Source organism: Caballeronia sp. RCC_10 (assembly GCF_041360715.1).
GTDB classification, from domain to species: domain Bacteria; phylum Pseudomonadota; class Gammaproteobacteria; order Burkholderiales; family Burkholderiaceae; genus Caballeronia; species Caballeronia grimmiae.
Genome location: NZ_JBFUPT010000008.1, coordinates 148,092 through 161,620 on the forward strand (window position 1 = coordinate 148,092; position 13,529 = coordinate 161,620).

General features: G+C 55.6%; 9 protein-coding genes and 1 pseudogene. 6 read left to right on the top strand and 4 right to left on the bottom strand.

Annotation, left to right across the window (positions count from 1 at the left end; genetic code table 11):
• Positions 1–272 precede the first annotated feature (272 nt).
• A pseudogene (locus AB6804_RS16550) lies at positions 273–905 on the top strand (IS30 family transposase); the annotation flags it as partial.
• A 153-nt stretch (positions 906–1,058) separates the two neighbouring features.
• Here the strand turns inward: AB6804_RS16550 and AB6804_RS16555 are convergent.
• The 3 genes from AB6804_RS16555 to AB6804_RS16565 all read right to left on the bottom strand — a co-directional run bounded on the left by AB6804_RS16555 (position 1,059) and on the right by AB6804_RS16565 (position 3,981).
• On the bottom strand, positions 1,059–1,484 hold the full coding sequence (locus AB6804_RS16555) for a cupin domain-containing protein (protein WP_370887342.1): 426 nt from the start codon (positions 1,482–1,484) through the stop codon (positions 1,059–1,061).
• A 348-nt stretch (positions 1,485–1,832) separates the two neighbouring features.
• Positions 1,833–2,219, bottom strand: coding sequence for a carboxymuconolactone decarboxylase family protein (locus AB6804_RS16560; RefSeq protein ID WP_370887343.1), 387 nt, complete (start codon positions 2,217–2,219; stop codon positions 1,833–1,835).
• 274 nt (positions 2,220–2,493) lie between these two features.
• A complete protein-coding gene (locus AB6804_RS16565; protein WP_370887344.1) occupies positions 2,494–3,981 on the bottom strand; it encodes an aldehyde dehydrogenase in 1,488 nt (495 codons plus the stop codon).
• A gap of 339 nt (positions 3,982–4,320) precedes the next feature.
• Here AB6804_RS16565 and AB6804_RS16570 point away from each other — a divergent pair, with 339 nt between their 5' ends.
• The 3 genes from AB6804_RS16570 (at position 4,321) to AB6804_RS16580 (ending at position 8,603) form a co-directional block, all read left to right on the top strand.
• Entirely contained in the window at positions 4,321–5,991 is a 1,671-nt protein-coding gene (locus tag AB6804_RS16570) for a GMC family oxidoreductase (RefSeq protein ID WP_370887429.1), read from the top strand.
• Positions 5,992–6,124: 133 nt separating this feature from the next.
• Positions 6,125–7,207, top strand: a complete 1,083-nt coding sequence (locus AB6804_RS16575; protein ID WP_370887345.1) for a substrate-binding domain-containing protein — start codon at positions 6,125–6,127, stop codon at positions 7,205–7,207.
• 517 nt (positions 7,208–7,724) lie between these two features.
• Entirely contained in the window at positions 7,725–8,603 is an 879-nt protein-coding gene (locus AB6804_RS16580; RefSeq protein ID WP_370887346.1) for an N-acyl homoserine lactonase family protein, read from the top strand.
• A gap of 86 nt (positions 8,604–8,689) precedes the next feature.
• Here the strand turns inward: AB6804_RS16580 and AB6804_RS16585 are convergent, their stop codons facing one another.
• Positions 8,690–9,640, bottom strand: coding sequence for a helix-turn-helix domain-containing protein (locus tag AB6804_RS16585; RefSeq protein ID WP_370887347.1), 951 nt, complete (start codon positions 9,638–9,640; stop codon positions 8,690–8,692).
• A gap of 363 nt (positions 9,641–10,003) precedes the next feature.
• Between AB6804_RS16585 and AB6804_RS16590 the strand changes: the two genes are divergently transcribed.
• Both AB6804_RS16590 and AB6804_RS16595 read left to right on the top strand, forming a co-directional pair.
• Positions 10,004–12,484 (top strand): ATP-binding cassette domain-containing protein, encoded by a 2,481-nt coding sequence (locus AB6804_RS16590; RefSeq protein WP_370887348.1) that lies wholly within the window; start codon positions 10,004–10,006, stop codon positions 12,482–12,484.
• Positions 12,481–13,506 (top strand): ABC transporter permease, encoded by a 1,026-nt coding sequence (locus AB6804_RS16595; RefSeq protein WP_370887349.1) that lies wholly within the window; start codon positions 12,481–12,483, stop codon positions 13,504–13,506. The genes AB6804_RS16590 and AB6804_RS16595 overlap by 4 nt, the downstream gene beginning before the upstream one ends.
• Positions 13,507–13,529 lie beyond the last annotated feature (23 nt).

Here is a 13,529-nt window from a genome sequence, read left to right on the forward strand (position 1 = left end):
GCAGCATAGATGCTGCCACCCCCTGTTCCAAAATTCGACCTCCCAGGCGGCTGCCCAAAGCGCCTGCAAGCAGGTGGTCGGTTGCGTCGTGGTTCCCGACGAACCGTCCACGGTATAACTCTCGATTCGAATCCAGAACTATATTCGCGAGGGCGAGAACCCGCTGTGGAGAAACCAACGTCTCACCAGCCTCTTTCAGATAGCGAACCTGACCGTCTTGTAGGGCGGCCTCAAAAGCGAAGTGCAACACCTGTCTCGTATAAGGTGTTGCAATGCCCGACAAAACTTCGTATCAGCAGCTTCAACCTGAAGAACGCCTCGCCATCGCAAGCCTGCGACCGCAGGATGTGAGCATTCGGGCCATGGCCCGAATGCTCGGGCGCTCGCCGTCCACCGTGAGCCGTGAACTAACGCGAAACAGTTCGCCTGCTGGCTACGCATCAGTGCCGGCTTAAGCGCTCAGCGCCGCCCGCCGTAGCGCGGGCCGCCGCCCCGCGAAGCCTTACCTACAAAGCGTTTGCTGGCGGGTCGTGCTCACCCTGCTCGAATGGAAATGGTCACCTCAGCAGATATCGGGCACACTGAAGCGCATGTATCCAACCGACCCGACCCAACACGTATCGCACGAAACCATCTACACGGCTATCTACGCTCAGCCGCGTGGCGAATTGCGCCGCCAGTTGATTGCCTGCCTGCGCCACGGCCACAACACCCGCATGTACCGCACGCGCGGCACCGACCGGCGCGGGCAGATTCCCGACATGGTGAATATTCACGTGCGCCCGCCCGAAATCGAGGACCGCCTGCTGCCCGGTCATTGGGAAGGCGACTGTATCAAGGGTGCCGGAAATCAATTGTCTGTCGGCGTCCTGGTTGAACGGACCAGCCGTCTAGTGCTGCTCGTTTACTCGACGGTTTAGCTGCCGTACGGACGGTCGCATTGGAACCTGTTTAGAGCCGACGAGTTTCATTTCGTCGGCTTCTGCCGAGCCCGGCCGACCTGGTGAAGCGGCGGTCGATACCGGCCCAATACGGTCCGGGTACTTGGCCAACCGCCACTATTGCTCGCTCGCCCAACCCAAGGGAGCTGGGACGGCGCAAGGCCCCTCAACGCCAACGGACGTAAAGTCAGCCGGGCCGACGATCTCGAGGTATTCCATATCCGGCGAGTAGTCAAACAAGAAATGCCGAATTCCTGGCCTCTGATGTACGCAGTCGCCCGCCGTAACAAGAGTCTCGTTCTCCTCGTACATGAAGCGCGCCCACCCCTTGAGCATGTAAACGATGTGGAACTGAGCGGCGTGAACATGCCATCCGGTGCCTGATTTGGGTTCGGCATTGGCGCGAACGAGTTGCGCGATTACTTTGCCGTTCGTCGCCGCGGAAATGCCAAGGTCGCGGTAGATAAAAAAGTCACGCAGGCCGCCTTCTGTGAAATCCGTATCCGAAGGCTTCACGTGCGAAAAATGCGTTTGGTTATCCATCAATCTTCACCAATCGTTAAGTAGGAAATTGTGGCGCTCGATTCTTAATACGCGACCGGTCGCACGATGAGCAATACACAAGGCATCCGTCCGGCGTCTTACCGACGGCCAGAATCAAAAAAAGACCCGTTGGGAGCGGTTCTTCCTTTGATTCTGATCGGCTTCAGTCGGAGTTCAAAGCCTAAGCCGGCGGCCATGCCCCGCGGCTTGAATGGCTCAACCTAAATCGGTTCCGGAAAGCGCTGCGACGCGTCGGCGCCCCCTGTCTCGCATCTGCCTGCGGCCGCGCACAGTCGCAGAAAAGCTCCGCTGGCCCCCACATGTCGCGCACGTTGAACGCATCCGCGGCTACTTTAAAATGTCGAACGACAGCTCTTTCAATGCTTCATTGGCGCTCCTGAAAGCCGCGACTGCAGCTGGGGCGCCGGCATAGACCGCACTGTGCAGTAGAACTTCCTGGATTTCGACTACCGTCGCGCCATTTCTAACGGCGCCCCGAATGTGGCCTTTGAGCTCCGCGGTTTTCCCGAGCGCAGCGAGCATCGCACATGTGCAAAGGCTGCGCGTTTTCAGCGGCAAGCCACTGCGCAACCAGGTACTGCCCCACGCGTGTTCGTTCAGGAATTCTTGCAACGGTCTCGAAAAGCAGTCGGCCGCGCCCATAGCGAGGTCGACGTAATCCTCGCCCATCACCTCTCTGCGCATAGCCTCGCCGTCACTTGCAGCAAAACTCATTCTGAGAAACTCCATTAACAACAGCACACCCGCAGAAAAAGGCTGACGACAACTGACTTCAGTCCGGTGGCATAGCTTAGTGGCTCTTCACTTCAGAAGCGGGCCGATTTGCCGGAGCAAGCGGGTGTTGCGCAACCAAATGCACGTTAATTGCTTACGGTGCGTGCCGCAGACCACATTGACACTCGAAATCACCCGGCGGCCCATGTTTTGCTCGGTGGCGCCCAGTCGGTACGGGAAAGAATCCACTCGGCACCACTGGGAAAATCACCGTTCAAAGCCAGCGTTGAACAAAGGGATTTGGCGGAGCCTTCGCGGCCGCAGACAAGAAAACACTCTTCGTTTCAAGGTATTCGTAGAGAGCCTCTTGGCCATTTTCTCGACCTAGCCCAGACTGCTTGGTGCCGCCAAATGGAACCAAGAAACTGTAAGCCCGATACGTGTTAACCCAAACCGTACCCACCTTCAGCGACTTGGTCATTCGGATCGCTCTCCCCATGTCATTTGTCCAAACTCCTGCGACCAAACCGTAGATGACGTCGTTGCCCAGACGTACTGCTTCCTCTTCGTCATCAAAGCCGATAATAGAGAGGATTGGGCCGAACACTTCCTCTTGAGCTATACGCATGTCGTTGGTGACATCGGCGAAGATCGTAGGCTCAACAAACTGGCCGCCGATCAACCCAGGGCCAGTCGCAGGGTGACCGCCCATGACGCAGCGAGCGCCCTCAGATCGAGCCACGTCGATATACCGGAGTACTTTCTCGTATTGGGGGTGCGTTGCGATGGGCCCAATGCTTGTCTCCGAACTCATCGGATCACCGAGCTTGACCTCGCGAGCCAAAGAAACAAGCCGCTCGGTGAACTCCTCTTTGATAGAGTTCTGCACAAGTAGGCGCGAGCCTGCAATGCACATCTGACCAGCGGCCCCAAAAATTCCGGATACAACGCCCACGGCAGCAGCGTCGAGTTCCGCATCGTCAAAGACGATATTTGGCGACTTGCCCCCAAGTTCAAGAGACACCCGTTTCATTGTCCTCGCAGCAGTCTCGTAGATCTTAAGGCCTGTTGAATCCGCCCCAGTAAACGATATTTTCGCGACGTCCGGATGTTCGACAAGCGCAGCGCCGATTTCTTGACCGAAGCCTGCCACTACATTGAGAACCCCGTCCGGAAGCCCGGCTTCTTTAGTGAGCGCGGCGAATTCAAGGGAGCTCGCAGACGCAAATTCGGATGGCTTAATGACAACGGCACATCCCGCGGCCAACGCCGGCGCACACTTGAGCGCGATGAACTGAAGGGGCGAATTCCATGCAGTCAACGCGACAACCACCCCGATTGGCTCGTGCGTTGTGTATGCGACCATGTTGGGACGATCGATGGGCATTACGGAGCCTTCAATCTTGTCAGCAAGCCCACCGTAGTAGTACCAGTACTCTGGTATGGTTCGCAGCTGTCCCAGCATTTCGGAATACAGCTTGCCGTTGTCTCGGGTCTCGATCTCGGCGAGCCTTTTCGCGTCTTTAGTTATTGCATCTCCGATACGGCGCAGTACCTTTCCGCGCTCCGTCGCTGTCATAGTGGCCCAAGGCCCGTTGGCCATTGTACGCTTCGCCACGTTGACCGCACGAGCCGCGTCTTCCGAGCTTCCACGCGGAATCCTGGCCCATACCTCACCACGGTACGGGTCCGTCGTATCCAGCCATTGACCATTGCTGGGATCGACGTACGCGCCATCAATCCAATGTTGGTACGTTTTCATCCACGCCTCCTGTAATACAGTTAGAAGTATGGACACAGAGTATCGTGGCGTCGCGCCGTAGTATCAAGACCGCGACTTGAGAAGCTACTTATCGCCGGGTGAGAAGCCGCCAGAACAAGCCATCTTTTTGCTGGGCAAGGGTTGGCGTATAGGATCAATCAAAAATGACGTGTGGAATCAGGAAGGCATGCGTTTGTCGTTCTATAGTGACCCGACGACGACTTCTCCATTATTGCCGTCGTGATAAAAAAACGACCGTTACGAAGACAACCACGCAGGCGGCCAACGTCCGGCAAGGCCGGGAACCGCTTCGCGTTAGAGATTACTATGCCAACCGAAATGCCATCCGAAGAGTGGGTCTGGGATCATATTGTTGTGGGAGCCGGTAGCGCTGGATGCGTCGTCGCGAATCGACTAAGTGAATCGGGCTCACGTAATGTGTTGCTTCTCGAAGCGGGGCCTGTCGACACGCTGCTCATGAAACCGCTCGGATTGAGTTGGTATGTCAATCTCTCGCGTTACGAATGGGGCTATTGGTCCCGCCCGGACGCGTCGCGAAAGATGCGAAGTGAGCAGTGGCGAAGGGGGCGGGTAATTGGCGGATCCAGCAGCATCAACGGTATGCAGTTTGTCCGAGGCGCGCGATGCGACTTCGACCGCTGGGCCGCTATGGGCAATTCTGGCTGGGCGGCGGACGACGTTATGCCTATATTCAAGGCGCTAGAATGCTGCGAATCTGACTTTCGTGAGTCTACTGATTTCGAAGTGCGCGGTGGGACCGGACCTCTTTCGATAAGGCAAGCACGACGCTGCCACCCTCTAACTGAGGCATTCATCGCGGCAACACAAGCCGACGGCTTCCCTTACAACCGTGATTACAATGCGGGAGACCAAGCGGGGGTCGGATACATGCAATTCAACCAGCGCCACGGAATGCGATGCAGTTCTGCTGACGCATTCTTAAAGCCAGCTTTGAAACGCAAAAATCTGCATGTGTTGGCTGAAGCCCCTGTTCGACGAGTACTTTTCGAAGGAAATCGTGCCATTGGGATCGAGTACGAGCACGCAGGTCAAATCCGAGTGGCAAAGGGCGGCAGCGTAGTGTTGTGCGGGGGTGCAATCAACACGCCGAAAACGCTTATGCTCTCGGGTGTCGGCGACGCCAACGAACTCACAAAACATGGCATTGACGTAATAGTGGACCGGCCCACAGTAGGTAAGAACCTTATCGAACACCCGATTATAAGACCGACATTCCGGACCAAAATGCCAACTTATAATCCCACGGGTGGCCTGTTGCAGAAAATCGGCTTCATGGCGAAATTCGCATTTAGTGGTCAAGGGCCAATCGCGACGCCGATGGAAGCGAATGCTTTCCTCAAAACTTCCCCGGAACTGGCGCACCCGGATATACAACTGCATTTTTTTCCCCTGGGAATTGTTTACTCATCTAACCCGGCAGTTTACAAGGGCCAAACTATACTTCCTTTTCCCTCTTTTTCAGTTTTTGTAAACAAAAATTATCCCGAGAGTCGAGGCGCGATTAGCCTAGCGAGCGGCGATCCCAATGACGCGCCAGTAATTAATCCAAATCTATTAGGCGACGAGCGGGATGTGGCAACACTGGTTAAAGCGGTCCAGCTTGTGCGTCGTATCGTGTCTCGCCGCCCGCTTAACCAGATGATAATCGACGAAGTTGAGCCGGGTGGTCCCATCAACACCGTTGAATCGATCGCTGAATACGTGCGGGCGCGCACAGGGCTTGCCTACCACCCCGTCGGCACTTGCCGCATGGGCGTGGATTCTCAAGCCGTCGTGACACCGGATCTTCGTGTGCGGGGAGTCGATAATCTTTACATCGCGGATGCCTCCATTATGCCGGACCAAATCAGCGGCAATACAAATGGAGTCTGCATGATGATCGGAGAGAAGCTGGGTCGGCAATTGATGGGCGATCATACAAGTGATTATGGACATTCTAAGCCTGAAAAGACCGTTATGCATGCATAGTGAAGTAATCGTCGAGGGGCATAAGGTTTTGGCGAAGTACTCAGCGACAAAGGCGCTATCTAGGCCTGTAAAGGTGTCGCGGATAGGCAACTGATGAATTTTCAAAAGGTTAATATTAAAAGGACTGGAGACGATGAGACGCTGTTACAAACAAACGGTGATCACTTTAGCGATGTGTATTGGGACTGCGGTCTCGGCGGCAGCTGCGACATCGGGCGTGCTTGTGACAAAACAAGGAGATATAAAACCCATGTGCGGCAGCAAGCCGATGGTCGTCGGTCTCGCCGATGGATATGGCGGCAACACCTGGCGGAAGACCACACTCGCTGAGCTGAAAGATGAGCTTGCTCGCTGTGGCAATGTAAAGCGACTCATTTATACCAATGCGAACGGTGACCAGCAAAAAGCAAATACAGATGTCAATAGCATGGTCGCCCAAGGAGTGAATGTGCTCTTGATCCTTCCTGACTTTGGAGCAGCGCAAATCCCGGCTTTGCGCGCCGCGACCAAGGCTGGCGTCACTGTGATCCCCTATTTGAGTACTTTGCCCGGTCGGGCGGGGAAGGATTATACGATCAATGTCTCCGACGACCTTTTCGCGAGAGGTGCCACGCAGGCTGACTGGTTCGGTAAGAACCTAAAAAGTGGCAATATCATTTTTTTGGGCGGCCTCGCAGGTTCGCCGACGTCTCAAGCAGCGCTCGATGGCTTCAAGTCCCGCCTAGACCGATATCCGGGCTTAAAACTGCTCCAGAACGATTTTGTGGTGACCAACTTAAATCCGGTCGATGCTGCTAAGGCAGTCCAAGGCATGATCGCTAGATATCCGAAGATCGATGGAGTGGTGACTGACTACGGCGTTACTGCTCTGGCTGCTGTTAAGGCGTTTGAGCAATCGCACCTTCCAGTTCCGGCGGTCGCCACGGCAGGCAGTAACAACGAACTTAGCTGTAAGTACACGGAAACGAAGAAATCTGGAAAGCCCTTCGCCTACACCTCACTGGACGGAACTACATCGATTGTGCGCTTTGCGGCGCGTCGCGGAGTTTCAGAATTCCAAGGCACGCCTAATAACGAGCCCACGAGCGTAATCGAGTACGTATACGCAGACAGCGGAGCCGGAATCGATCCGAAATGTGACCTCTCCGCTCCTCCCGACGCGGATTTCTCTTCTGCACTGCAGGCAGACAAGTTGAAAATGCTCTTCTCCCAGTAGAGGTGACCTAGATGCTTCATTCAAATTTCCTCTACGATGGTTGCGATACTTGGGTATGGCGAGAAGTCGAGGCCACTCGACAATACATCGATGCCGCCCAATCCGTTTTTAACGATCTAAGAGAGGTTGCGGGTCAGCTTGCGACTGTGGTGCTATTCGCAGAGTGTCGACTAATCGGCGCCGGGGACAATCCCTTGATGCTGACCGCGGAGCAGCGCTGGTTCATTGCCCAGGACCGATCGGCCTCACTCAGGCCGTCGCCACTTAGCGCACATCATCATCGACACCTGGTTCTTGCGGTTGCTCGGTTTGGGGAGACAATCGCGGCCTTACGAAGACTGAGGCCGTCGGTCAACGGCTGTGAGGAGGCGTTGCGCACACTGCGTGGCGCATGGCGAGAGATGCTACATACCTCGCACGCCCTTCCTGGGTTCGATACGGTCGATCTATCTCAAAGCTGCTGTGGATGCGTTAATTCCCAGCAAATCAGAACAGCCTAATACCAAACGGAGCCAATATGACTGCCTATTCAATCTGGCTGCTTGAATACGCGTATACGGAAAGTTGCCCTGTCGGTACACTTGTTTACGGAAGGCATAATGAAGGGTCGGCGAAGGTTCCATTCGGTTACGTCTTGATAAAAGGTCTAGACACGACAATTCTTGTCGACTGCGGGTATGACAACAGAGCTCACGGTGAAGCGCTCGGAAGGAAAAGCGGAGCACGTCGATGGTATCCGCCACGAGCGGTGCTGGCAGAATGCGGGGTTGAGCCCGAACATGTTGACCACGTAGTGATTACTCACGCACATTACGATCACATGGGAGGGATGAGATTCTTCCCGAACGCGACGTTCTACTTGCAGGAAGCCGAACTGTCAGAGTGGATATCGACGATTTCCCTCCCGCAATCCTTTGAGTGGATGATGTCGGCTACAGATCCAGCCGACGTAATGTACGCGGCAGAACTCGCCGAAGAAAAGCGATTGGTTTTGGTTAGGGGTGACCTTGAAGACTTTGTCCCTGGATTAGACTTACGCCTTGCGGCGGACAGCCATACTGCCGGATCTCAATACTGCGTCGTGAGGAACGACGGGCTTCACAATAGCAAGGATGCTTACGTGTGCGCAGGAGACCTTGTATATGTGCACGAGAATCTTCACGGAGGCACGCCCGAAGATCCGAAGTATGTGCCGGTGGGATACGCTATGGGCAGTCAACGAAATCTGCTATTGGCAAGCGAAGCTATGATGCAAATTGTAGCAAAGGATTATAAGAGGGTATTAGCTGTACATGAAGAAAAGATGTTCTCTATTTACCCATCGAAGACGACTAAGATCGGTTTGAGAATCGCCGAGATCGCGTTGCGAAACGGACAGTCCAGCCTCGTGACGTGATGCGGCATATAACCGACGGAGTCCATGTTAATACGAGCCCCGAATCGCAGCACTCCTGGTGGCGATGTAGTGGTTGCGCTTGGCTCTCAGATGGATTTTTGTTTTAAGAGTTGGTACGGTGCAAAGCCGTAGCTCTTCTTAAAAGCCCTGCTGAAATGCGAGAAATCGCTGAAGCCGCAGGCAGCTGCGACATCTGCTATATGTCTCGCACGTCCCTCCGCCAACAATGCGTGGCTCGCGTCTAGCCGCTTCTGCCACAAACAACGAACCGCAGTCGTTCCATGGATTGCGAAGACCCTGTTCAGAGTTCGTCGCGACACTCCGATCGCGTCACAAAGGCAATCGACGTTGAACTCGGGATCGGATAGGTTGGCGTCGATGTGATCTTTAGCACGTTCCCATATTTCAACGTGCCGGTCGCGAGGTGCTTTCAGTCCTCCGAGTTCAGTCTCAATAGAGGCGGCGATGATGTCTATGACCGAAGAAGCCAGCTTGGAAGCAGCGCTCAACTCTAGCGTGGGGCTTAGTCCCGCTGCTCCGCGCACGACAGAGCCAGCGAACAAACCCATCGGTGACGCGCCGTTAAGCGTCAAGGCTGTTAAACGCTCTGCATCAGCAAGTCTGCAAAGCATCTGTTTGCGCGGTATCCGCAAACACACAAGCTGATAATCGGAAGAGAAGATGTACTTGTATGAGCGGGCCGTGTCGCAAATGACGATGTCGCCTGGGCCTTGTTTCGCCTGTCGGCCATTCTGTTCGACGATTGCCGAGCCCTTGTTAAGCAGGCACGCTACGAACTCGTCACCGTTGTCACGACTTATAGCGCTCGCGGTTCTAACGTAGTGAAGGCCGGGCGCAGCTATGCTCCCGACGCCAAGTTGACCGAAGAGGCTGTAATAGATGCTCGCGTGGAATGTCTCGCCTTGCTCCTCGACATGAGCACAATCGACGTAGGGATAAAGATGGCAAATAAGGTCAAGGTACCGATCAAGGCGTTGAGACGTCTGCACGACTGAGCTGTCAAATTCTACGATCATAGCGTCGATTACTGACATTAAGCGCAAGCTACGGTCGTGACTTGCTAACCTACCGAACTTATATCTGAAACGGCATGGCCTTCAATGCGTGCAAACCCGTAACGGACATCTGTGTGGTCTATTTGCGCGGGGGCGCAACGAGCCGGAGTGGGATATTCAGTACCTTGGCGTGAGAAGTCCAGTTTTTATGGCGTGCCCGGTCGCGACTCCCGGGGCAAGCCGCTTTATATTCTCAGGCAGTAGTCGGCAAGTGACATGAGCGCACGACGAAGCCTTAGATTTGCCCGTAACGCAGGTAAGCGGACCAGTTGTGCGGGAACTTGAAGAATGCGATCAAAGAGGTCTTAGGATCCGGAGGCGGGCATGGAACAAAGCAGCAACGTTGCACTAAGTATTCAAGCCGTTACGAAAGTCTTCGATGGCGTGAAGGCGCTCGATTCGGTCGGGTTTGACGTATTGGCAGGCGAAGTTCATGGCCTAGTAGGCGGAAACGGCGCTGGAAAGTCGACGTTAATGGGTGTCGCATCTGGGGCTCTCACTCCTGAACTTGGACGTGTTGCAATCGTCGGTCGTGAGACTGCAGGAAACACCGAACAAGCCCGGGAGCTCGGACTAGCCATCGTCAGGCAGGAACCCGCTTTAATGCCCGACCTTACTGTTGCGGAGAATTTATATGTTGGTGTGCCTAAGCCGCTCCGCCCTCCGCTGCTCGCAATCGCGCCTTGGGCCGAAACTCTGCTCGAGGAGTGGAGCGACGATCTAACTATCCGAGCGTCGGACCGCGTCAGCAGTCTTGGTTCTGCCGAGCGCTTCATCGTGGAGATTGTAAAAGCACTTGCGACGAAGCCAAAGGTCCTTGTCCTTGACGAGCCGACAGAGCACTTGATGAAAGCGGACGTGGAAAGGCTTTTCGACCGCATACGGAAAGCTGTCGATGACGGGTGCGCCGTCGTCTACATATCGCATCGAATCAGAGAGGTGCGAGCAATTTCCGATCGTGTCACCGTGCTTCGCGATGGAAAGTGCGAGGGAACCTACCACGTAAGCGATCTCACTGAGCACGATATTGTGCACCTCATTGTGGGAGGCGCGCTCGACCGGGAGTTTCCACCAAAACGCGCTCAAGTCGGCGCTGTGAAAGCGCTCGAGCTTACCTCGTTCCGTGGGCTTGGTTTTTCATGCGACTCGCTTTGTATAGCGAGCGGAGAAATAGTCGGTCTGGCAGGCATCGATGGGAACGGGCAGCGAGAACTCATGCGTGCGTTAGCCGGGCTGGAGCGCAGTCGAGGATCCGTAGAAGTTTTCGGAAAAAAAGCGAGGCTAAGTAATTCGCGAGGTTCAGTCGGCGCGGGAATTCTGTATCTACCGGGCGACCGTCATCGAGAGGGAATCTTCGCGGATCTGTCGGTCCGAGAGAACTTTGCGGTCCGCAGTCTGAGCATTGACGCGCTGCGAGGTTTCGTGGGGGCTAAAAGGGAACGAAACCGTGCACTGCAGGCAATCGAACAATACGCTGTCAAGACATCATCTATCGAGACCCCGATCCGAAAACTCTCCGGCGGCAATCAGCAGAAGCTCGTCCTTGCAAGTGTGCTCGCAGGCAAACCGAGAATATTGCTCGTCGACGAGCCAACGCAGGGCGTTGACATCGGAGCTCGGGTCGAGATCTATAAAGTCCTGCGAGATGCAGCTGCTTCCGGCATAGCCATCGTCGTGGTCTCTTCTGATGCGGCAGAACTAGCCGGGCTGTGCGACCGAGTATTGATCTTTTCCCGCGGGCAGATCGTTGAGGAACTGAAGGACACTCAGGTGTTGGAGAACAACATCACGTCGGCTATGCTCACGGCTACAACAGAGCGGCAACGGAGCTCTGCCGGCGCGACAAGAACTCTTCGGTGGGCTGCGGGAGGGTGGGCGCCTATAGTCACCATCGCCGTTGTTATATGCGCGTTGGGGATGTACACGGCGCACATGAACGACACCTACATGTCGGCACGGAGCGTGAGCGGAATTCTGGCGCTCACAGCTACTTTAGCGATTGTTGCGTACGGTCAGCAGGCTCTTATGCTGGTTGGCGGAATAGACCTATCGGTCGGCCCATTGATGGGGCTCATTGTTGTCATTCAGTCGTTCTTCCTCAACGACGGATCGCCTATCGGACATCAGTCAGCGGGCTGGCTGCTTGCCGTATCAGTCGCCGTCTTGGTGGGTGTCGTCAATTGGATTCTCGTCGATCCACTTCGACTTCACCCGATGGTCGCCACGTTAGTGACCTACATGGCCATTGGCGCGGTATCGCTATTGCTGCGGCCGACTCCGGGGGGGCTTATTTCAGACTCGATTGTGGATTCGATTTCGGCGCAAGTCGGTATCCTTCCGGCGACTGCCGTGATCGCGATAGCGTTAGGCTTGCTCTTGGAGTTCGCCTTGTTCAAGACCTCCTTGGGAGTGGCGTTCCGTGCTGTTGGCTCCCGCGTCGAGGCTGCACGGATGTCTGGAATACGATTGCACTCAACGCTGTTCGCTGCGTATGTGGGGTGTTCATTGCTCGCTGCGGTTGCCGCTGTTCCGATGATGGCGCAGGTTGGTTCAGGAGATCCTACCGCAGGTGTGGACTATACACTCGGCAGTGTCGCCGCAGCAGTGATTGGCGGGGCTAGCCTTTTCGGCGGACGGGGATCGTTCGTGGGAGCGTTGCTCGGTGCTCTACTGATCACCCAACTGAACGTTGTCACCTCATTTCTGGACCTCTCCGACTCTTGGCAGTCGTACCTGCTCGGCGGAATGATTCTGGTTGCGGTGTCTTTCTACAGCAAGTGCAGACAAATGGCGGTAGCACGATGAGAAACCTGGATCGGAACCTCGGGGCCGCATTGAGCGGCAACGCATACCCTGGCGGCAGTGACGACCGGAAGAGCTTGCTCCGCCTATTCGACGATTCGTCGCGGATCTGGGTCGGGCTTGCGACTCTGTTCGCCGCAAGCGCCGTCATTGCACCAGGCACCGTCTCCAAAAGCTCGCTTCTGGCAATGCTTCCCTTCGCTGCCATCCTTGCGATCGTAGCAACCGGTCAAACACTGGTGATCCAGCAAAGAGGGATAGACATGTCGGCCACGGGCATGATGGCGCTGGGTGGAGTATTAATGGCCAAGTTGGGGGGAGAATCGGGCTTGGTGTTTTCTGCGGCGTTCGTGGCGATTTTTTGCAGTGGGGTTATCGGTGCACTGAACGGATTTCTCGTTTCGAGAATTGCGATAACGCCACTTGTCGCGACACTCGCAGTCAACGCCTTGATTACCGGGGCGGTTCGCGCGTTCAGCGGAAATGTCCCGATCAGTGTTTCCCCGTCTATGCAGTTCATTGCACACGCGAATCTTTTTGGGATTCCCGCCTGCGCCGTCTTCGCAGGTTCCGTTACAGCACTCGGCTGGACGGTAACGCGGAAGACCACCATCGGTCGGCGGTTTGTCGCGGCAGGCGTGAACGCCGGAGCTGCCGAGGCGGCGGGCGTACGGGTCATCCGGGTCCAAATTGCTGCATACTGCGCTTCGGCGACCTATTTTTCAGTCGCAGGAATGCTGCTAGCTGGATATGTCGGAAGCGCCTCTCAGGCGCTGGGCAACGGGTATTTGCTTCCTGCTATTGCAGCGGTGGTACTGGGGGGTACACCTTTCACCGGTGGTAGAGGCAGCGTTATGGCGAGCGCGGCGGCCGCGTTGTTCATGGCGCAACTTGGCCAGTTGGCACTCGCCCTAGGGGCGGGTCCAGCGGTGCAACTGCTCGTTCAGGCGACTGCGATTCTCGTTGCAACGGCGGTGCGGGCATTGCCGGCAATGGTTAGGACGATACGATTGCGGGCAGATTAGTCTTTTCAAGCGAGCCTGCCACT

Bases quoted from the DNA above. Each gene is read 5' to 3' on its own strand.
- AB6804_RS16555 (WP_370887342.1), bottom strand. From the start codon at position 1,484: ATGGATAACCAAACGCATTTTTCGCACGTGAAGCCTTCGGATACGGAT.
- AB6804_RS16560 (WP_370887343.1), bottom strand. From the start codon at position 2,219: ATGAGTTTTGCTGCAAGTGACGGCGAGGCTATGCGCAGAGAGGTGATG.
- AB6804_RS16565 (WP_370887344.1), bottom strand. From the start codon at position 3,981: ATGAAAACGTACCAACATTGGATTGATGGCGCGTACGTCGATCCCAGC.
- AB6804_RS16570 (WP_370887429.1), top strand. From the start codon at position 4,321: ATGCCATCCGAAGAGTGGGTCTGGGATCATATTGTTGTGGGAGCCGGT.
- AB6804_RS16575 (WP_370887345.1), top strand. From the start codon at position 6,125: ATGAGACGCTGTTACAAACAAACGGTGATCACTTTAGCGATGTGTATT.
- AB6804_RS16580 (WP_370887346.1), top strand. From the start codon at position 7,725: ATGACTGCCTATTCAATCTGGCTGCTTGAATACGCGTATACGGAAAGT.
- AB6804_RS16585 (WP_370887347.1), bottom strand. From the start codon at position 9,640: ATGATCGTAGAATTTGACAGCTCAGTCGTGCAGACGTCTCAACGCCTT.
- AB6804_RS16590 (WP_370887348.1), top strand. From the start codon at position 10,004: ATGGAACAAAGCAGCAACGTTGCACTAAGTATTCAAGCCGTTACGAAA.
- AB6804_RS16595 (WP_370887349.1), top strand. From the start codon at position 12,481: ATGAGAAACCTGGATCGGAACCTCGGGGCCGCATTGAGCGGCAACGCA.